A 19,878-nucleotide genomic window follows, 5' to 3' on the forward strand; every position below is an offset into this window, starting at 1 on the left:
TAAGGGTGACGCAGCGGTTCTGACAGAGTTTTGATCAGTGTGATTTCTCGGTATATGGTTGCGCTAACATTGGACATGCCGGAAGGGGCGAGGTAAGGACAACTCATGGTTTCACGCGTCATACCAGTTGATCCCTTTGATCTGATTATTTTCGGTGGCACCGGCGATCTGGCGCAGCGCAAGATCCTGCCTGCGCTTTACCGTCGCTTTTGCGCCGGGCAATGGCATGAAGATGCGAAGATTATCGCAGCAGCGCGTGCGGGCCATTCCACAGATGATTTCCGACGGATGGTCACAAAGTCGCTTCACCAGCATGCCGTGGTCCGGGCCGCGGATTCGCAGGCACTGTCCCGTTTCCTGCAGCGGGTCGACTATGTCCCGCTGGATGCTATGTCAGACGCAGGATGGGATGTGCTGGGTGAAAAACTCTCACCCAACCGCGTGCGCGCGTTCTATTTCTCGGTCGGCCCCAGTCTGTTTGGACCCCTGGCCGAGCGTGTCCGGGCCTATGATCTGGCGACGGAAGAGACGCGCATTGTGGTGGAAAAGCCGTTTGGGCATGATCTGAACAGTGCGCGAGAACTGAATGCCACACTCGCTGCGCATTTTGATGAAAGCCAGATTTACCGGATCGATCATTATCTGGGCAAGGAAACCGTCCAGAACCTGATGGCGGTACGGTTTGGCAATATGTTGTTCGAACCGCTGTGGAACAGCCAGTATGTAGACCACATCCAGATCACGGTTGCGGAAACCGTCGGTATCGAAGGGCGCGAAGAATACTATGAGCGCGCGGGTGCGATGCGTGACATGGTGCAAAACCACCTGATGCAGCTGCTGTGTCTGATTGCCATGGAACCCCCGGCAAAGTTCGATCCGGACGCTGTACGAGATGAAAAGCTCAAGGTGATCCGGGCGCTTGATCCTGTGGAACCGCATCACATCGTGCGCGGCCAGTTTTCGGAGGGGCCGGACGGGCCGGGATACCGTGAATGTGTTGGCAATCCACGCTCGACCACCGAAAGCTACGTGGCGCTGAAGGCGCATGTCAGCAATTGGCGATGGGCGGGTACGCCGTTTTATTTGCGTACGGGTAAACGGCTGGTGGCGCGCTCTTCGATTATCAACGTGATGTTCAAGGACGCACCGCATTCGATTTTCGGGGAAGAAGCCGGGCGTCACGCCAATGCGTTGTCGATCCGATTGCAACCCAATGAGGGGATCACACTGAAAGTGACGATCAAGGAACCAGGGCCGGGCGGGATGCGGTTGATCGACGTGCCTTTGGATATGAGTTTTGCCGAAGCGCTGGGGCCGGAAAACCAGGACCCGCCAGATGCTTACGAACGTCTCGTTATGGACGTGATCCGGGGTAACCAGACGCTGTTCATGCGTGGAGACGAGGTCGAGGCCGCATGGGCCTGGACCGATCCGATCATCGCCGGATGGCTGGCGCGTGGGGACGTGCCCAAACCTTATGACAGCGGCAGCACAGGGCCGGGCGACGCCGAGCTGCTGATGAAACGCGACGGTCGCCGCTGGCAAGGAATAAAGCCATGAACATTCAGGAATATGCCGATCGGGAAATGCTTGCGATCGATGTGGCAAACGCGTTGGCGGGTGAGCTTGAGGCCGCTTTGTTGCACAACGACACGGTTGCGTTGGCCGTCCCCGGCGGGACAACGCCGGGGCCGATTTTTGACAGTCTGTGCGCCGCTGATCTTGAGTGGGACCGCGTACGCGTTCTGCCCACGGATGAGCGCTGCGTACCGGCTGATCATGAACGTTCGAACGAACGCCTGATCCGGGAGAGACTGCTGACCAACCGGGCATCCGTGGCGCAGTTTATTCCACTCTATGTGCCGGGCACAGAGCCTGAAGCGGCGTTGCCCGAGGTTGAATCGCTGATCGCGCCAGTGCTGCCATTGTCGGTTCTGGTCCTGGGGATGGGGGAAGACATGCATACGGCCTCGTTGTTCCCCGGAATGGAGGGGCTTGCCAAGGCTCTCGACAGCCAAGCGCCAACCTTGATCGTCGCCCGGACCGATGTGCAGCCAGAAGCTCGGATTTCTTTGACGGCCCCTGTTCTGGACGGGGCTTTGTCGAAACATCTGGTCATCTACGGGCAGGCAAAACGAGACGTTTTGGAAAAAGCCATGTCAATGCCACCGGAAGAGGCACCGATCGCCGCCATTCTCAGTGGCGTGACGGTTCATTGGGCGGAGTGAGGCAATGCAGCTGAATGCTTTGAAGACACTTGCGACGGCCGAACGCCGTATCGTCGATCTGTTCGCAGAGGATGCAAACCGAGCCGGGTCGTTTTCAGTCTCATCCAAGGATATGCTGTTCGATTATTCGAAAACACAGATCGATGAAGACGTGCGCGTGGCGCTGCTGCAATTGTGCGAAGAAGCCGGGCTTGCGACACAGCGCGACGCCATGTTTGCCGGGAAGAAGATCAACGAAACCGAAGGGCGCGCGGTGCTGCACACTGCCTTGCGCAACCTTGATGGCGGGCCGATCGAGGTGGACGGTCAGGATGTTATGCCCGGGGTTCTGGGCACACTGCATCGGATGCGTGTCTTTGCCGAGGAGGTGCGCGGCGGCGCCATTGCAGGGGCAGGGGGCAGTTTTACCGATGTGGTGAATATCGGCATCGGAGGATCTGACCTTGGCCCGGTGATGGCCACGCACGCACTGGCCCCTTATCACGATGGTCCGCGTGTGCATTACGTCTCGAATGTGGATGGGGCCCATATTGCAGACACGTTGCGCCAGCTGGACCCGACACGGACGCTGGTGATTGTCGCGTCGAAAACATTCACCACGATCGAAACGATGACCAATGCGCGCACGGCCCGCGCCTGGATGTCTGAGGGTGGGGGGGATCCGTCCCGCCAGTTTGCTGCCGTATCCAGCGCGCTGGACAAGACGCAGGCTTTCGGCATCCCCGAGGCACATGTATTTGGTTTCGCCGATTGGGTGGGCGGGCGCTATTCGGTCTGGGGGCCGGTTGGATTGCCAGTCATGATTGCCGTCGGTTCAAATGCATTTGACGCGTTTCTGCGCGGCGGGCAGGCGATGGATCTGCATTTCCGCTCGGCGGATTGGGGTGAAAACATGCCTGTGATACTGGCGCTGGTCGGTATCTGGCACCGTCAGGTTCTGGGTTATTCCAGCCGGGCCGTGCTGCCCTATGATCAGCGGCTGCTGCGCCTGCCTGCATATTTCCAGCAGTTGGAAATGGAATCGAATGGCAAATCTGTCGCGATGGACGGATCAACCCTGACCGTCCCTTCGGGGCCCGTTGTCTGGGGTGAGCCGGGAACCAACGGTCAACATGCATTTTATCAGCTGATCCATCAGGGCACGGATGTCATACCCTGTGAATTCATGGTCGCTGCCGAAGGGCACGAACCTGAGCTGATTCACCATCACCGCCTGCTTTTGGCCAACTGTCTGGCGCAGTCAGAGGCTTTGATGCGTGGTCGTTCTTTGGATGAAGCCCGTGAACGCATGGCGGAAAAAGGCCTTGATGGCGACGAACTTGATCGGCAGGCGCGACACCGGGTATTTCCCGGTAATCGTCCTTCCACAACGCTGATGTATCCGAAGCTTACACCGTTCGTTCTGGGGCAGATTATCGCGCTGTATGAGCATCGTGTGTTCGTTGAAGGCGTTCTGCTGGGCATCAATTCCTTTGATCAGTGGGGGGTGGAGTTGGGCAAAGAGCTTGCCAACTCTCTTGGGCCTGTCGTGGATGGTGTTGCGAGCGCTGAAGATAAAGACGGATCAACCGCTGCATTGGTCGCCTATGCGCTGAAACACCGGGATTAACGGCAGAAAGTGCTGCCTGTCACCTTGGTGGACAGCATTCTTTTATTGTCAGACAATTAAATGATTGGCAGGGTTCCTCCGTAGGAAACGACTGGATTGACGCATCGGGTCACGCCCCAAGCTGTCAATGTAAGGTGGAAAAGGCAGAGGCCGTCTAAGGTCTCGCCAAGGACGGGAGGATGTCCATGCTGGGACAGATGATGACGCAGCCCCTGCTGATTTCGTCGCTGATCGAACACGCAAAGCGCTATCACGGTCAGACCGAGATTGTCTCGGTCGAAACGGATGGAACGGTCACTGAAACCAACTGGTCCGAGATTGCAGTGAATGCGCGACGAATGGCGTCGGCATTGACGACTCTGGGGCTGGAGCCGCAGGACAGGATCGGGACACTGGCCTGGAACAATCGGCGGCATCTTGAGATCTATTTTGCCACTTCCGGCGCGGGCTATGTCTGTCACACGGTCAATCCCCGCCTGTTCCCCGAGCAGCTGACCTTTATCATCAATCATGCCAAGGACAGGGTTCTGTTCTTTGATGCGACGTTCATTCCGCTGGTCGCCGCGCTGCATGACGATTTGTCCGAGGTTCAGCATTTTATCCTCATGGGGCCTCGCAATGAAGAGGCTGCGGCTCAGGTTCCTGATCTGAAGTTCTATGACGAGTTGATCCAGACAGGAGATGCGAATTTCCAGTGGCCCGACCTGGATGAAAAAACCGCCTGCGGTCTGTGCTATACGTCGGGAACGACGGGCAATCCAAAGGGCGTGTTGTATTCTCACAGGTCAACACTGCTGCACAGTTTTGCATCGAACACACGGGATGTGATCGGGTATTCTGCGATGGATGTTGTTATGCCTGTTGTGCCGATGTTCCATGTCAACGCGTGGGGGTCGCCTTACGCCTGTGCCATGTCGGGATCGCGGCTTGTGTTGCCTGGACCGGATTTACATGGTGAAGCGCTGGTCAATCTGATCGATACCTATGGCGTGACACTGGCCATGGGCGTGCCTACCATCTGGCAGGGTCTGCTGGCCCATGCCGCGGCATGCGGAACCGAACTCAAAAGTCTTGATCGCACTGTTATTGGCGGCGCAGCCTGTCCGCCGTCGATGATCGAAACGTTCCGCGAAACCTATGGCGTTGACACGGTTCACGCCTGGGGCATGAGCGAGATGAGCCCGCTGGGCTCGACGAATTACCCACTGGCCAAACACCTGAAGCTGCCGCCGGAAGAACAGCACAAGATTCGCCTGAGCCAGGGAAGACCGCCCTTTGGGGTTGAGTTGAAAATCGTGGACGAAGATGGGAATGATCTTCCGCATGACGGTGAAACTCAGGGCGATTTGCTAGTGCGAGGCCACTGGGTTCTGGACAGCTACTTCCAGTTGCAGGATCAGAATCTGTTGCAGGATGGTTGGTTCGCGACCGGGGATGTGGCCACTTTGGACCCGGATGGTTACATGACCATTCGCGACAGATCCAAGGACATCATCAAATCCGGTGGGGAATGGATCAGTTCGGTCGAGCTTGAGAACATCGCCGTGGCCCACCCCCAGCTTGCAACGGCCGCCGTGGTCGGTGTTCCGCATCCGAAATGGGATGAACGCCCCTTGCTGGTTGCCGTGAAAGCCGATGGAGAAGAACCTAGCGAACAGGATTTGCTGTCCTTCTTCGATGGCAAAATTGCCAAATGGCAGATTCCTGACAAGGTTGTTTTTGTTGATGCGCTGCCACTGAGCGCAACAGGAAAGGTCTTGAAACGCAAGCTGCGAGCAGAGTTCGGGAATGCCCTGACAGGGTAGGTCTGCTGCGTTTTGGGGAATTGGCTCCGGCGGTAGGGATCGAACCTACGACCAATTGATTAACAGTCAACTGCTCTACCGCTGAGCTACGCCGGAACGGTTCGCGCCGTATAGCAATCCGGTTTCCCGGCGTCCAGAGGGGGCGTGTGTTTTTTCGACGAAAAAACCGGCAGAAACCGATGCGATTTTTGGCGTCATTGAAGGTCTGAACGAGGGGGGATTTGGCTCCGGCGGTAGGGATCGAACCTACGACCAATTGATTAACAGAGGACAACCGTGAGTTGTGATTGATCGGGTTTGATCCGGTAAGTACATATTAAATAAGGTAAAATGGGTTTGTCGCCATCATCTCCGGTTGGGCGCTCTGGGGATAGGTCGTATTACATATGGACCGAATGTTGCAGAAACTGTTGCAGAGCCTCGATATGCCCAATTACGCCAATTTACGATCACGCCCAAAGATTCAATCGATCAAACCATCGACTTGTGACACGATCTTCTATCGTCATGATGGCGACGCCCTTCAGGGATTGCGCCTTGCTGTCGGCGCGCAGGCCAAGACATGGGTCATGTCGAAACGCATCAATGGTAAGGTTCGGTCGATAACTCTTGGACGCTGGCCGGAACTTGCTAATGGCGACGCTGCGATGGAGTTAGCCCGCGATAAAATCGCCGCACTCGAAGCCGGAACTGACGCCGCGACCACAAGCGTCGTCACCCTCTTGGACGCCTTCGAGTCTCACGTCTTGCGTTCATCGGCAAAACCGGAAACCACGGACAATTATCGAATGCAGATCAAGAACCATTTGTCTGATCTGTTTTCCATGCCAATTGAGAAAATCACTCTGCCGATCCTTGAAGACGCCATCAAAGGCAAAACCCCTTCAACCGCACTACACCTTGCTCAGATCATCAGAATGGCTTTTCGGCGTGCTGCAACCTTGCGGCGCTGTTTCGATGTATCCGCCGACCTCAAGGTCATGGAAAGGCACAAACCTGCCAGTCACGTACTGTTCGACCCCAAAGATACTTGGCCTGCGCTGGATTTGATTTTGGCAAAGCGAAGCCTGATCCATCGGACTGCATGGCTGACAATGCTGTTCACCGGCTTTCGGTCGTTGAATACCCGCACGCTGACATGGGATCAAATTGATCTGGTCCGCAAGACCATTACGCTAACCGAAATGAAGAACGGCCTGACCCGCACATTCCCCATAGCAGACGTGCTGATTGAGGCGCTGATGCGCCTTCCGTATCGAGAGGGGTATGTGTTCCCAGCGGAGTCCAGCACCGGGCATATCCATCAGCTCATGGCGTTAAAAGTCGCCATTAGCGAAAACCCAGAGACCGCTGAAGTCAAAGTGTTGCGGCAGCATGATTGCCGCCGTCTGTTCACAACCGCCGCCCGGCGCGCTCGGCTGCCGGAATACATCATTGATGAACTTCGTGGTGACACGCCCAAAAGCGTTCAAGACATCTACGACCAAGGTTCGGCCAATCATGAGGACGCAAACAAGATCGCCATGAGCATCATCATGGAATGTGGTTTAACACCTGATACTGTTGTTGAGCAGATCAAGACCCCTGACTATATTGGTTGATGAAACAACCTGACCGGTTGTTGGATAGACAGAGCATATCACAAGGCCGCTCGCTGGTTGCGAACTTGTGTGAGGGATAAGCCAGCAAGATTCACCCCGCCTCTTGGAACGAAGAGAGTTAGAGACGGAGGAATCGTTATGAATCTCTCAATCGAAATTCGCGCGTTGCGCGACGAAGTGAAGGCGCTGTCAGAGCGCATAGAAGGCGTGTCTGCGCCTAAGTTGATGAACACCGCACAGTGTGCAGCGTTTCTCGGAAAGTCACCCGACATTCTTTACGAGTGGCGACGTGACCGAAAGGGGCCGCCTTACCTTCACCTTTCGTCACGGTCGATCCTTTACGACAGGGATTCCGTGATCGAATGGGCGCAATCTCACGAAGTGAAATAACCGGAGCGGGGATCGAGACCGCGCTCCGGTTGGCATTGTCAAAGATTTGAAGGTGTATCCGATTTATAGTCGGTTTTCATAGACATGCCCACCATAGTTAAAGGTCTTGAGCGCGCTCTGTCAGGAGACAGAACGATGAAAAATGAACTATTAAATGCTGGCTATCGGTTGATACCGCTGCTGGATAAACAAAAACGCCCTAGGGACAATAACTGGGGCCGAAACACATACAGCTTGGACGATCTCGAACAGCAAATTGGTCTCGTGATCGAGCCCGGTATGGTCGACATCGATCTCGATTGGCCTGAAATGCGGTCGATAATGTCGGAGGGCAATTTTGACACGCTTGTCTGGGGTCGCCATGGGAAGGCTACGCATTTTGTCTACAGGTGTGCAATCGATGCCCCGGTGACCTTCAATTTGCCTAACGTGGCCGGTGCGCCAACACTTCAAGGCGATCATGCATATACGGTCTGCGAAGTGCGCACATCCGCAGCAGGCGAAGCATACCAGGCGATGATCCCCGGCAGCGTGCATCCTGATGGCGATCAGTTGGAATGGCTTGATCAGCGCATGCCTGTTGAGGCTGATCCCGAAGCCCTTTTACGGTTTGTGGGATTGTACGCCGGTGTCAGTGTTTTGGCTCGTTTTTATCCGGGCGAGGGCATGCGAGATGACTTCGCGCTTGCGCTGACTGGGTGCATGGTTCGGGCTGGATGGTCTGAGGAAAATGTCACCAACTTCATGACCTACTTGTGCCGTTTGACGGGCGACAACGAGATCAAGATGCGGGCGTCAAAGGCGCAGCGTACGCTCAAACGCCTTGAGGCGGGGCGCAAGGTTGCAGGCATTCCGAAGGCAGCTGAGATCATGGGCATTCCGATTGAATGGATGCAGGAAGTTGCCGTTTGGCTCGGTTGGAAGAAACGCAATCCCAAAGGGACGGGTTCGGCGGTGTTTTTGTCGGCGCAAGTGGCAGAAGTTTCAAAACAGGCATGGGATGCGCTGACTGAGTACCGTGTTGATGGCGATCCCGGCGTATACGCCTACGGAGAGGCGTTAGCACGCGTGGACGACGGGCGGATGCAATTGCTTGATGGTTCGGGCCTGAAGTTCGAGTTGAACCGATGCACCACATGGCTCGCAAGGGATGACAAAAAGTGGAAGCCGGTTTCAGCTCCCGCCAATGTTGTCGAGGACATGCTGGCAGCACGCCGCCGTGACGTGACGGTGCCGACGCTCAAGCAGGTATCCATTGTTCCGACTTTCACGCGGGATGGTCGGCTTCTGAACGAAAATGGGTTCGATGAAGGCTCGGGCATTTTCCTCGATCTCCAAGTGTCGGTCGATGTTCCCGTTGAACCGACGAAGCAACAGGTCTGGGCCGCGCTCCGGCAGTTGTGGACGCCGATTTCGCAATTTCCGTTTGAGGACAAGTCGGACAAGGTGCACGCCGTCGCCATGATGTTGGAGCCGTACATGCGGGATATGTTCGGACCGACACCGCTTTACTTCATCAACAAGCCAGCGGCAGGCACGGGCGCGTCATTATTCATCGAAACGTCGCTTTATCCAACGCTTGGAAGGTGGCCTGATGCACAAACACCGCCGCGTTCAGACGACGAGATGAAGAAAACGCTGACCGCCTGTTTCATCGATGGCATCCGGTGCATCTACTTTGATAACGCTAATATCTTGAACTCGGCATCGTTCGCCTCGGTCCTTACGGCTGAGGTTTATGCAGCGCGGATTTTGGGCGTGTCGAAGATGCTCCGTGTTCCTGTGCAGGTTCAATGGGTCGGCTCGGGCAACAACTCAGAATTGTCTGGTGAGTTGTATCGGCGCACGGTGGATATCCGCATGGACGCGAAGATGGCGAACCCGGAAGATCGGGACGTTGCGAAATTCCGCATCAAGGACCTGAAGTCGTGGGTGCAGGAACACCAGCCAGAGCAGGTTCGTGCGGCTTTGACGATCATTCAGTATTGGGTGAACCAAGGAATGCCCGCGGGCAAGGGATCGAAGGCATCGTTTGAGGCATGGTCGGCCAAAATGTCGGGATTGTTCGACAGCATTGGCGTCGGTGGATTTCTTGAAACGCCCACGGAACGTCGGCCAGAAGATCCAGAGGAAGAAATTGCACGTGAAGTCTTCATCGCCATGGACAAGGCACACCGGGGCCGGGTTGATCCTTCGGGTGAGCAGGATGGTTATGGCAATTCGACACGTCGCACGGATTGGTCGAAGCCAGTACGGGCGGGCGATGTCGTTGATCTTGTCAATGCTCTCAACATCGATGTCGACTTCGGGTTCAAGGATGAGCGGAAGGTAATGGCGACGTTCCTGAAGCGCTATCGCGGGCGCGTCTTCGTCTTTGAGGCAGATACGGGCAGGAACATCGCTCTTACGTTGACGATGCGGACAGACAGCCGTGGGACGTATTGGTTCGTTGAGCGCGGTATCGCTGATTGATGGTGCAAACGGTGCAGGCATGGTGCAGGGGGATATTGCTTGGATATCAATCCAGTGACACCATTTGCACCGTCGCCACCATCACTTCAAAGCATGTTGTAGCGTTGATGCATTTGGCAACGTCTCCACAAATTGCGCTATTGCATGAAAATGACGGTGCAAATGGTGCACATGGTGTTAGACGATTGAAACACTTGCGAAAACCGTTGCACCATGTGGGCACCATCGCCACCATGGCGATATGTTTTACGGCTTCGCTCCCTTGATCTCAGAGCGGATTTTTTTTGCCAACTCTTTCATCTTCGCAGCGTTATTTTCGTACAGTTGAACAAGAACATGTGCAAATATTTCCATCGCTCCGAAATAATGTTTCTCGCGCACGGTCTCACCGTGCGAGCCAAGATTTCCAACCTCTTTTAGAGCGAAGCAGAGTTCCGCAAATTCCTTTTCCCTTTGTGACCAGATCTCCAATCGTCGATGAAGCGATACGGGCACGGTTTTGCCCTTCTTATTTTTTTGCGTGTCAGGCACTTGCAGCTCGTCCAAAAGTGCTTCCAAGCTGGCGCGTAGTGCGTTGGCGGCGGCTGACACATCAACCCAGTACAAGGCGAAGCTCTTCTCAAGAAGAGAGCTTACTTCGGATGGCACATCGTCCGGAATCCTGACTATTTCGGGTGCTGGAAAAAATGATTGGATACGAAAGCTGTCATAATACTCAGTATCATAGTCTTCGGCATATCTCTGGTCCACGCCTCCCGAGCCGGAAACATGGGCGATTTCCCCACAGCTTTTTCGATCACAAACGCAGATGAATGTGAATCGGTAGTCGATCCAGTGGGGATCCCACTCCTCGTGTCCATGTGCCGATTTTGAAAAAGGTGGCTCGTTAACCGTAAAACTGGCTTGGTCCGGAACTAATGACCCTTTCTTACAAGTCGGGCAGACATACTTTGAGTAAGGCTTGTCAGCGAAGTGTTTCGATACTCGATTAACTGTGGATGACACTGATCAACCCTTTTCTGGTGCCGGAATATGAACCAATTTACCGTATTGTTGATCGGGTACACGATGAAAAGCAATGAGCACGATGCTTTTGCTGTCCTGATTCAACCCAGAAATCTCCGCCCACTGGCAAAGATATGGCCTTTGGTGGGCAAAATTTGCCAGACCAATTGATCGGTAATCAAAGCATGCCTAGGGCTAACCGATTCTTTAGAAAGTGGATTGTTGGTGGCAACGTTGCAGAACTTGTATGCTCTGCGACAAACGGCAGAATTCGCGCACTTAATTGCTGTTTAAACCCAGTGATCGCGTTTGCAGTCGCTTCTTCCAGCTGTCCTCAAGTTTCACGACGTCTTCCGCCTCCATGTCAGGCGATACTCGTTGCAGTATTGAAAAAACGAACCCGTTTGGATCGCGCTCTCTCAATTGTCGGTTTCCGCCGTGCCCGGTTTTCGCATATCCTGTCCAGCGACCAAGAAGGTTTTCCTTGCCGTATGCTGAGCCGACATATGCTTTGCCGTCACTGTTGTCTGTGATCAGATAGATGCCGCGCCATTCTGCCAAAGCACTGCGCCACGGGGCTGGCAAGCTGCTGAGTTCCCTCCAAGACAATATCAACTCCCGCCATTCTGGCATGTCTTCAGAAAAGGAACTTGTTTCCAAAATGGAAGCGATAGGGAAATCGTTACGATGCGCCCAGCGATACCAAGATCGTTCCAGACCGGTCCATGTGATGACGAGACGGCCTTGGAGGTCGAGAAGTGTTTCGGATCGATCCAGATTAAACCAAAAAGCGGATGACCGGAGTGAGGCACTGCTCATACCTTGCTTATGCAATTCCGCATTTTCCGGAATGGCGGAGTATTCTTCTGTGGTAACGGAACGGTATCCACACTGCTGATAAAGCCCGACAAAATGTGCCTTTCCGGGCTCAATTCCAATGAAAGAGGCAAGAAAGGAGGCGCGTGTTAGGGCAGTTTCGGCGTTCTTTGAGCCCTGCGCACTCTGATAGGCGTTGAACGTCTCGGGTCTCTCGGCAGCATACCAAGGCAATACCCGCCGAAGGCCCGATTCCGTGGGCCGATGTCTCATGACCAAGGTTTGATTCGGGTCAATATCGGCCTTCTTGAGAAGATCATTGAGTTCAAGCATCACTTATTAGTCGTCCGCTTCATCGAAGTAGTTTTCGTCGATCTGTTTGATATGCAGCACGTCTTTGTCGCGGCACCCAATGTTGTACTTAATCATCAGCTTCGCCAACTGAGGCCCGTCAATTAGTACGATCCGTGAACCCAAGTCACGCGCCGTTTGCTCTGCAGAATTTGTGAAATGTGACGTGGTAACGAAAATACCCTTGGTGGCCTTTTTGATACTCAAAGCGCCATAAAAATCCCGAATATCGCCGGATCCCACGCTATTACCGGCAGCGTAGCGCTTCGCTTGAAGATAAATCTGGTCGACGCCAAGTGGGTCTTGATCAATAACGCCATCGACTCCGTTGTCTCCTGACTGCCCCAGTGCTCGACCAGCATTCTGGGAGGTGCCGCCGTAGCCCATAGCAATCAAAAGATCGACAATTAGGACCTCGAAAAAAAGCGGCGATGCGGTACGCACATAGTCGAGGAGGTTTGCGGCCAGCGCGGCCTCTAGCCTTTTGTGGGCCGCTTGAAGGTTTTCGTCGGGAGTGTTCGCGGGCGCTACGGTTTCAGGCCCATCAGTTGATGCTTCGTCGTTCGCCTTTCCGCGAGACTTAAACTCCTGAAACTCGTCAAATTGCTCAAGGTATTTGGAATCTAGCTGAATCGTGGGGTCATCCAGAACAGTGCGACCTCTCTCTGTGAGCTCAAACCAACCACGCTTGATGTTTCGTACCAAACCGGCCTGCTTCATATAGGACCGCGCCCAATGAATACGGTTCGCTATCGTGGATTGTTTTCCGCTGGGCAGGAGCTGTTGGCGTTCTTCTTCCGTCAAACCGAGCCGATCAGAAATTTCCTCTACGACATCGGAGATTTTTCGCGGTTCCCCTTTCGCGCACTCAAGTACTGGGCGCATTAATGATTGGTAATCAGGGATCATGTCGGCTTGCCTAAAAAGTTGTTGTTTGCCCGGATCATAGATCGTTGGGCCGGAACCTTGAACCTATATGTTTTTCGGTACCTAAATTGGTCTGTCGGTACCTTATTCTTCCGGTCGGATATCCACCTGTTGGGCATTACATTCAATCCGAGCAACGCCGACGCATCGCTCCTATCTGTCCTATCCAGATGAGCGCGGCGTCCCAAGGCGTCGCGTTCGTTATTGGACAGAAAGGATCGAAGATGTCCGACCAAACAGAGGCTGCCCTGCAAGCCCTAATCAAGCAGGTTGATACGCTCACCACCACTGTCACAGATCAGCAAGAGCGGATGGACGGCCTCCACGAACACAATGCTCGTCTGCTTGATCAGATCAAGGACGAAAAGCGCGCGCAACCGCCCGCCAAGAAGTCCATCGTGGACGTAGTGAATGAGCAAGAACACGAGCGAAAAATGCGCGCAGCCAACTTCGAGAAGGATGCAAACGGCGACTGGTACCTGAAGGGCCACCGCCCAAAGCATGCCATCTCGCGTATCGATGCCCGCGACCCCGTCAAGTACCGTGAAGCCAAGGCAGCGGCGGAAAAGAATGGGGCGACACTCTCGGTCATCGACGAAAGCGATGGCGATCCCACGATCCGCAATGCCGGCCAATCCGCTGTGATCCAGTCAAGGACGTTCACCTTTGATGATACCCATGACGGCATCCGGTACGTCAGAGCAGACATGCATACGGGCAGCGGGATTGTTCAGCGCCAGCTTGCAGCCGAACGGGAGGGGCTCAAGGTGCGTACTTTTCGCACACCCGATGATCTGCCCCAGCACGCCCGGACCAAATTCGAATTGATGGAACGCGCGGCCAACGCTGACTCAGGCAAGGCCTGACTATGCGCGGGGGGAATAAAAACTCGGGGCGGCGCGCTATCATCGATATGCGCCCAGACAAAAACGAGATCATCAGGGATATCGTGCTTGAGCGGCGGAGCCTAACTGAGATCGCCAAACGGTTAGGCGTCGATTTCTCAACGGTCCAGCGGTATCGGGACGACAAGATCACCGAAGAAATGCGCCGTGAAATTCTGGCACATGAGCGCATCCAAGGCATCGAGGCGGATACCGCGATTATCAATCAAGATCGGCTGGACATCGCAATGACATACGAGTCCTTGGCGAAACGGGTGGAACGGCTAATTACCAAGGCGGAGCAAAACGAAGACGACTCATTCGCGCTGGCTGCGATGGAGGGGTTACGTCGTGTCTTGCGTGATATTGCCCAAGTTCAGGGTAAACTCGCCACCAGCCTGAACGTCAACGTCTCGCTGTCTGAAAGCAAGGAATGGGTCACGCTACGCCAGATATTGGCCGAGGTTTGCGCTGAGGTTCCGGCCACCCGCGAACCGCTTCTGCGCCGGATGCGACACCATGTGCTGTCTGTAACGAAGGAGGGCACAGTCTTATGACACGCCACACAAAATTCCTGGGCTGGGATCACTATGCAAAACTTGCCTCCGCCCGTTCAAAAGTAGCAGCGCAGGCTGGACATCCTGAATGGACCGAATTGCCCTCCACACGCCGCCAAGCAGAAGATCAAGGCAAAAAAGTGTATTTCACGGGCCTTGAGTGCAAGCACGGGCATGTCACGCCGCGCGGCATCAATAAAGGGTGCGCGGGCTGCTACACGGCGAGATATCATGCCGTTTGACGCCCTCCATGACTGGTGCAGCCTCGTTGAACGTGATCTCGATGTAGGCGCTGAAATGCTGCACTTCCTGCGGCAAGAAGTGCCGAATGCGCAGTCTGTGGACCCGTGGCAGTTGGAAGCGGTAACATCCGTTGCGTCTACAGTGGCAATGCGTGTCTGCCGTCAGGCAGGAAAATCCTGCGTATTGGCGACGCGAGGGGTGCGCGAACTTAAGCGCGGCGGCACGACTATTTGCCTTGCGCCTGCCGAGCGTCAAACCCGGGAAATCACTCGCAAAGTATCGCTCTATCTACGTGCGACCGATCTTGTGATCGAACGCGCAACTCAATCCGAAATCGAAACCTCAAACGGCGGGCGGTTCATCGCTGTGCCCGCTTCAGGCGCGACGATCCGGGGATATACTGCGGATTTGATCATGGTTGACGAGATGGCCTATCTGCCGGGCCACAATGGCGGCGAAGACATCGTTGTCGCGCTGCTACCTATGCTCAAGGACAACGGCCAGACGTTCTACGCGTCCACACCTGCTGGGCGGTTCAACATGTTCGCAGAGCTGTTCAGAGAACCGCGTGAAGGCGTTCACCGCATCGTTGTGCCTGGGACATCGATACCCCGCCTCTCTGCCCGCGTAGAACGCCTGCGCGCCCAGTTATCGGCCACACGCTTCCGGCAAGAAGTTGAAGTCGAAATGCTGGCCGATGGTTTGGCCTATTTTGATCTGGCGATCATCGAGAATGCCACCAGTCAGGAGGGCGCAATATGTCCACGGATTTGAACTTAATCTACATGCCCAATGGCGACGTGGTGAATGAGACCAACCAAGACCCAGCGATCCCGCGCGTGACTGGTTACGTTCGATACTGGATCGGTGCGGATTTGGGGCAGGCGAACGACTATTCTGCTGTCTGCGTGATCAAAGATCAGGCGTTGCCGACGAGTGATGGCAATGGGATTGTTGTTGGCCCCCGCGAACGCACGGTTGTGTACGCGGACAAATTCAAAGGCGTGTCTTACGTGGATGTGGTCGACTACCTGATCAAGCTGCGCAACGCGTCGCCATTCGGCGGCAAATCTGAACTTGTGATCGACGGTACATCTATTGGCCGCGTCGTCTCAGATATGCTCTGGGATCAAGGCGTGGATCACAACGCCGTGCAGATGACCGGCGGGCAAGAGTGGCGGCGAAGCGGACGGTACGTGAACGCCAGTAAAACTCTGATGATCGAAAACCTTGCCGTGTTGTTCGCAGCAGGCGAACTCAATTTTGCCCGCGATCTGCTGCTACGCAAAGAGATCGAAGAAGATCTGGCCTCGTTCACAACGCAGACCACTGCCGCAGGAAATCAGATCATTACGCAGTCGCGGAACGCTTCTGGTCACGGGGATCTGGGCGTCGGTCTGATTGTTGCTGGGTTCGCTTCCCATTACCTTAAACCGCAGACGATCCTCGTCGAGCAACTACGCGGCTGGTTCTGAAGTCGAGAAGGAGTTTGATACGGTTGTTATCCATGGTGCAACGCCTAGCCTGCGAACAACGCCATTATGAGGCGCTGACCAGATTAAGGTTGAGACCGCTGCGACTTGTGAGGTACGCTAAGGCACGGGCGTAAGATAACAAAGGCAGGACATTGAAGCCGTTTATTAAATGGGCTGGTGGGAAGCGCTGGCTGTTAGACAGCCAGCAGATCAAACTGCCAAATTTTGATGGTAAATATATCGAGCCATTCCTCGGTGGAGGAGCGGTATTTTTCCAATTGGCACCGCAGTCAGCAATACTATCTGATGTGAATCCCAAACTCATTAATACGTATCGTGCAGTGCGGACCAATTGGCAATTGGTCCATAAAGAGCTGAAAAGAATGCAGGCGTTGCACTGTAAAGATTTCTATTATGAGGAGCGCGCTCGGCAACGCCGGACTAAACACACAAGGGCCGCGCAATTTCTTTATCTGAACCGGACTTGTTGGAACGGTCTTTATCGGGAAAACCTTTCAGGAAAATTCAATGTGCCAATCGGCACTAAAACTCAAGTTCTGCTGCCTGATGATGATTTTGAAGGTGCGAGCAAAGTACTTAAAAGAGCTGAGTTGCGGACAGGCGATTTCGAAGAGACCCTGTTGGATGCGAACAAGGGCGACCTTGTTTTTCTAGACCCGCCTTATACTACGGCGCATAATACAAACGGCTTTGTTAAGTATAATCAGAAGATCTTTAGCTGGGACGATCAAATACGGTTGCGGCGTTGTGCTGAAGCGGCTTACCGGCGAGGAGCAAGAGTGGTTCTCACAAATGCAGACCATAAGACAGTACACGAACTCTACTCCGACATGGGTGAACCCAAGATTGTTTCCCGGAGCTCTGTGATTTCTGGAAATTCCACTGCTCGAGGGAAGACGACTGAGGTCGTTTACATTTTTTAATAGGAGTTTTGGGTTTGTCATTTATGGATCCGGCAGAAGAACAATCACTACGCGACAAAATATCGAGTGATCCGTCGCATCTTGGACGCCTGTTCAAGGCGAAGTCTTCGAAATTCATTCTACGTAGTGTCGATCACGCGCTTGTTGAGGAGTTGCTGAAGGAAGGTTGGGAAGAATACGGGAAGCCACTCAAAACCAAAACACGGTTAAGAAAGCCCAAGACCCATGATGCACAGCTAGAGGATGATGTCTGGTGTCAGCTCTATCGGCTTGGCTATCGATGCTTCAATGTTTCTGGCGACTTTGCGCTCCCCTTTGGGAAGGGAGCTACCGACAAAAAGCAAATAGATGTCATTGCCATCAATGACGACAGTGTATTGTTGGTCGAATGCAAATCTGCAGAAAAATCCAAGAAACCGCCATCATTTAAGACAGAATTCGAGGCTCTAAAGCAACGAATGAATGGGCATGCCAAAGCACTTGAGCAGCTTTTCGGAAAAGAGCGGAAAATAAAGTATATTTTCGCCACTCGTAATTTGCGCATCGGTCGCGAAAGCGCCGATGGTGAGCGACTTTCTAAGGCCGGTGGGTTTCTATACAATGACAATGCTTATGATTATGTCGAAGGACTTCTGAAAGCGTATAAGAACGCAGCTCACTATCAGTTCATGGCTATGCTCTTTAAGGGGCAGGATATCAACAAAGAGAAGATTGAGGTCGCCGCGCTCGAAGGCAAGATGGGCGGCAAAACATATTACATGTTCTCTTTGGAGCCTGAGCTTTTGTTGAAGATGGGGTTTGTTTTGCATCGAACTCGGGCAAATGAGGCTGAGATGCCAACCTACCAACGTCTTCTCGTACCGAGCAGGCTCAAGGGAATAAACAAATTCATTGATGAAGGCGGTTTTTTTCCCAACTCAGTCATTCTCAATTTTTCCGAGTCAGCCCGAAAAATTGAGTTCCACGGGCAAAAACGCACTGGCGTTTCTCGTTCACGGTCTGGGACTTTGAAAATTCCTAACGCCTACGCCATCGCATACATCATCGACGGCCAGCACCGAATCTATGGTTATGCAAATTCTGACTTTAAGAAGTCCAACACTATTCCAGTCGTGTCTTTTGTAGGCTTGGATCCGTCTGAGCAACTCGAAATGTTTATGGATATAAACGAAAATCAGAAGGCAGTAAGTCCAACGCTGCGCATTACACTTGAAGAAGACCTTTATTGGAATTCGGCGCGACTGGACTCACGAATGAAGGCACTAAGGTCCTCAGTTATTAGGCAACTTGGTGGCGACCCAACTGGTCCCTTATTTGGAAAGATTGCACTTGGCGAAGACAGGGCGCAGCTTAATGCGAAACCTTTCGCCGACTCTCTACTTCGTTGTGGGCTCCTTCCGGTCGCTAAGGGAAACAAGTTTGCCGGAGGGGAAATCAACACCTCACTCTACAACACTGGGAATCAAGACCATGTCAAAGAGATGCGGTCGACGCGGGCCAAAGTAGTTACATTGCTCAACGCATGCTATCAATTGGCTGAAGAACAGTTTGACGAGGATGAAGATACGCTAAAGAGCTTCATAGTCTACAATCGTGGGACTTATGCGTTCATTAGCCTGATTGGCAGCATAAACTCGTTCCTAACAGAGCAAGGCAAACTTTCTTGTTCAACTTCGAACGATGAGCGTTTTGATGCTGTCAGGAAGTACTTGGTAGCACTGTGCGAGGCGCTGTCGAGCATTTCTGATGACGACAGAGGCATGCTTTTGGGAAAGTTGGGTTCCGGTGCTGAAAATACTTGGTTTCGTATGTTCCAAAGTTTCGTCAATAAACGGTTCTCAGAATATGAACCTGCCGATCTTTTGGATTGGAAGGAACGTCAAAACAAAGAGCTTCAAGATGAGGGGCGAAGCCTTGGAACAGGCATCGAAAAGCACATCAAAAAGGTAATTATTGCCAACTTAAAGACGATTTTTGACAAAAACTGGGATCTGGAGATTGGAACAATTCAACGGGATTGCGAAGATCGGGCTAAGGCACAGATGGAGAAAAATTACAAAGAGGGTTTGGGTAGAACCGAAATCCCATGGACTGACCAATTTTTTATTAAGGATTACAAAACTATCATTGAGAAGTATTGGGGCCGTATGCCTGAGGGTGATGCGGACGACTTTAAGACATTTGAGGAGCACTTTGCGCTCGACATTGGCCAAGGTTTTAATAGCAAAGCAGAGAAATTGAAGTGGCTCTCGATTTTCAATTCTTATCGAAATACATGGGCTCACGAGGGCACAAAAGAGAAGGGGCTGAACCAGTCTGAAGTGAGCTTCCTTCGGGAGGTTCACGGCAAGCTCATGCCCCAATAGACCTAACCAAGTTGCGATTTTTATCAGCCGAACCCAACTAATCGCTATCGCTCTATTAGTAGGGCTTCGGACGTGCCGGAGGCCTGCGGATTTCGACGGCATAATGCAGTAGACCCGATCAAGCGAATTCTAAGGAGCGTTTAAACGCTCTCCTTTGTTTTCAGCTACTTAGTCGTTGACCTGACCCAGGATCGGTGGTATCTAA

Annotated in this window: 17 protein-coding genes and 1 tRNA gene; 14 read left to right on the forward strand and 4 right to left on the reverse strand. The window is 53.4% G+C overall.

The window, feature by feature from the left end; all coding sequences use genetic code 11:
- Window positions 1-105: 105 nt before the first annotated feature.
- The 4 genes from zwf (at window position 106) to D1823_RS04575 (ending at window position 5,642) form a co-directional block, all read left to right on the forward strand.
- Window positions 106-1,560, forward strand: coding sequence for a glucose-6-phosphate dehydrogenase (gene zwf / locus D1823_RS04560; RefSeq protein WP_117868814.1), 1,455 nt, complete (start codon window positions 106-108; stop codon window positions 1,558-1,560).
- On the forward strand, window positions 1,557-2,228 hold the full coding sequence (gene pgl / locus D1823_RS04565; RefSeq protein WP_117868815.1) for a 6-phosphogluconolactonase: 672 nt from the start codon (window positions 1,557-1,559) through the stop codon (window positions 2,226-2,228). The genes zwf and pgl overlap by 4 nt, the downstream gene beginning before the upstream one ends.
- A gap of 4 nt (window positions 2,229-2,232) precedes the next feature.
- Window positions 2,233-3,837 carry a glucose-6-phosphate isomerase gene (pgi, locus tag D1823_RS04570; RefSeq protein ID WP_117868816.1) on the forward strand — a complete coding sequence of 535 codons (1,605 nt, stop codon included), beginning with the start codon at window positions 2,233-2,235 and terminating at the stop codon, window positions 3,835-3,837.
- 185 nt (window positions 3,838-4,022) lie between these two features.
- The gene (locus tag D1823_RS04575) at window positions 4,023-5,642 is read left to right on the forward strand and encodes a long-chain-fatty-acid--CoA ligase (protein WP_117868817.1); all 1,620 of its coding nucleotides are present in this window, start codon (window positions 4,023-4,025) and stop codon (window positions 5,640-5,642) included.
- A 21-nt stretch (window positions 5,643-5,663) separates the two neighbouring features.
- Here D1823_RS04575 and D1823_RS04580 read toward each other — a convergent pair.
- Window positions 5,664-5,738 (reverse strand) — tRNA-Asn (locus D1823_RS04580).
- A 329-nt stretch (window positions 5,739-6,067) separates the two neighbouring features.
- Here D1823_RS04580 and D1823_RS04585 point away from each other — a divergent pair.
- The 3 genes from D1823_RS04585 (at window position 6,068) to D1823_RS04595 (ending at window position 10,105) form a co-directional block, all read left to right on the forward strand.
- Entirely contained in the window at window positions 6,068-7,243 is a 1,176-nt protein-coding gene (locus D1823_RS04585) for a tyrosine-type recombinase/integrase (RefSeq protein ID WP_371415305.1), read from the forward strand.
- Window positions 7,244-7,381: 138 nt separating this feature from the next.
- On the forward strand, window positions 7,382-7,633 hold the full coding sequence (locus tag D1823_RS04590; RefSeq protein ID WP_205511914.1) for an AlpA family transcriptional regulator: 252 nt from the start codon (window positions 7,382-7,384) through the stop codon (window positions 7,631-7,633).
- Between the two features lie 135 nt (window positions 7,634-7,768).
- Window positions 7,769-10,105, forward strand: a complete 2,337-nt coding sequence (locus tag D1823_RS04595) for a bifunctional DNA primase/polymerase (RefSeq protein ID WP_162896765.1) — start codon at window positions 7,769-7,771, stop codon at window positions 10,103-10,105.
- Window positions 10,106-10,351: 246 nt separating this feature from the next.
- On the opposite strand, the gene D1823_RS04600 is transcribed toward D1823_RS04595, so the two are convergent.
- The 3 genes from D1823_RS04600 to D1823_RS04610 form a co-directional block, all read right to left on the reverse strand.
- A complete protein-coding gene (locus tag D1823_RS04600; RefSeq protein ID WP_162896766.1) occupies window positions 10,352-10,855 on the reverse strand; it encodes a DUF4145 domain-containing protein in 504 nt (167 codons plus the stop codon).
- 534 nt (window positions 10,856-11,389) lie between these two features.
- Window positions 11,390-12,259 carry a GIY-YIG nuclease family protein gene (locus D1823_RS04605; RefSeq protein WP_117868821.1) on the reverse strand — a complete coding sequence of 290 codons (870 nt, stop codon included), beginning with the start codon at window positions 12,257-12,259 and terminating at the stop codon, window positions 11,390-11,392.
- Between the two features lie 6 nt (window positions 12,260-12,265).
- Complete coding sequence (locus D1823_RS04610; RefSeq protein ID WP_117868822.1) at window positions 12,266-13,186, reverse strand: restriction endonuclease; 921 nt, start codon at window positions 13,184-13,186, stop codon at window positions 12,266-12,268.
- Between the two features lie 242 nt (window positions 13,187-13,428).
- Here D1823_RS04610 and D1823_RS04615 point away from each other — a divergent pair, with 242 nt between their 5' ends.
- From D1823_RS04615 to D1823_RS04645, 7 genes are all read left to right on the forward strand, one after another.
- Window positions 13,429-14,070 (forward strand): hypothetical protein, encoded by a 642-nt coding sequence (locus D1823_RS04615; RefSeq protein WP_162896767.1) that lies wholly within the window; start codon window positions 13,429-13,431, stop codon window positions 14,068-14,070.
- A 47-nt stretch (window positions 14,071-14,117) separates the two neighbouring features.
- A complete protein-coding gene (locus D1823_RS04620; RefSeq protein WP_162896768.1) occupies window positions 14,118-14,645 on the forward strand; it encodes a hypothetical protein in 528 nt (175 codons plus the stop codon).
- Window positions 14,642-14,887, forward strand: coding sequence for a hypothetical protein (locus D1823_RS04625; protein WP_117868825.1), 246 nt, complete (start codon window positions 14,642-14,644; stop codon window positions 14,885-14,887). Before D1823_RS04620 ends, D1823_RS04625 begins: the two co-directional genes overlap by 4 nt.
- Window positions 14,877-15,662 (forward strand): hypothetical protein, encoded by a 786-nt coding sequence (locus D1823_RS04630; RefSeq protein ID WP_117868826.1) that lies wholly within the window; start codon window positions 14,877-14,879, stop codon window positions 15,660-15,662. Before D1823_RS04625 ends, D1823_RS04630 begins: the two co-directional genes overlap by 11 nt.
- Window positions 15,647-16,363: a hypothetical protein gene (locus D1823_RS04635; RefSeq protein WP_117868827.1), complete on the forward strand. Its 717-nt coding sequence runs from the start codon at window positions 15,647-15,649 to the stop codon at window positions 16,361-16,363. The genes D1823_RS04630 and D1823_RS04635 overlap by 16 nt, the downstream gene beginning before the upstream one ends.
- Before the next feature lie 152 nt (window positions 16,364-16,515).
- Complete coding sequence (locus D1823_RS04640; RefSeq protein WP_117868828.1) at window positions 16,516-17,307, forward strand: Dam family site-specific DNA-(adenine-N6)-methyltransferase; 792 nt, start codon at window positions 16,516-16,518, stop codon at window positions 17,305-17,307.
- Window positions 17,308-17,330: 23 nt separating this feature from the next.
- Window positions 17,331-19,673, forward strand: a complete 2,343-nt coding sequence (locus D1823_RS04645; RefSeq protein ID WP_254683827.1) for a DGQHR domain-containing protein — start codon at window positions 17,331-17,333, stop codon at window positions 19,671-19,673.
- Window positions 19,674-19,878: the final 205 nt, after the last annotated feature.

This window comes from Ruegeria sp. AD91A, from assembly GCF_003443535.1.
GTDB lineage: Bacteria > Pseudomonadota > Alphaproteobacteria > Rhodobacterales > Rhodobacteraceae > Ruegeria.

Coding starts and splice junctions, on each gene's coding strand:
- D1823_RS04590 (WP_205511914.1), top strand. CDS start 7,382: ATGAATCTCTCAATCGAAATTCGCGCGTTGCGCGACGAAGTGAAGGCG.
- D1823_RS04645 (WP_254683827.1), top strand. CDS start 17,331: ATGGATCCGGCAGAAGAACAATCACTACGCGACAAAATATCGAGTGAT.
- pgi (WP_117868816.1), top strand. CDS start 2,233: ATGCAGCTGAATGCTTTGAAGACACTTGCGACGGCCGAACGCCGTATC.
- D1823_RS04615 (WP_162896767.1), top strand. CDS start 13,429: ATGTCCGACCAAACAGAGGCTGCCCTGCAAGCCCTAATCAAGCAGGTT.
- D1823_RS04625 (WP_117868825.1), top strand. CDS start 14,642: ATGACACGCCACACAAAATTCCTGGGCTGGGATCACTATGCAAAACTT.
- D1823_RS04635 (WP_117868827.1), top strand. CDS start 15,647: ATGTCCACGGATTTGAACTTAATCTACATGCCCAATGGCGACGTGGTG.
- D1823_RS04630 (WP_117868826.1), top strand. CDS start 14,877: ATGCCGTTTGACGCCCTCCATGACTGGTGCAGCCTCGTTGAACGTGAT.
- D1823_RS04605 (WP_117868821.1), bottom strand. CDS start 12,259: ATGCTTGAACTCAATGATCTTCTCAAGAAGGCCGATATTGACCCGAAT.
- zwf (WP_117868814.1), top strand. CDS start 106: ATGGTTTCACGCGTCATACCAGTTGATCCCTTTGATCTGATTATTTTC.
- D1823_RS04585 (WP_371415305.1), top strand. CDS start 6,068: ATGCCCAATTACGCCAATTTACGATCACGCCCAAAGATTCAATCGATC.
- pgl (WP_117868815.1), top strand. CDS start 1,557: ATGAACATTCAGGAATATGCCGATCGGGAAATGCTTGCGATCGATGTG.
- D1823_RS04610 (WP_117868822.1), bottom strand. CDS start 13,186: ATGATCCCTGATTACCAATCATTAATGCGCCCAGTACTTGAGTGCGCG.
- D1823_RS04595 (WP_162896765.1), top strand. CDS start 7,769: ATGAAAAATGAACTATTAAATGCTGGCTATCGGTTGATACCGCTGCTG.
- D1823_RS04575 (WP_117868817.1), top strand. CDS start 4,023: ATGCTGGGACAGATGATGACGCAGCCCCTGCTGATTTCGTCGCTGATC.
- D1823_RS04620 (WP_162896768.1), top strand. CDS start 14,118: ATGCGCCCAGACAAAAACGAGATCATCAGGGATATCGTGCTTGAGCGG.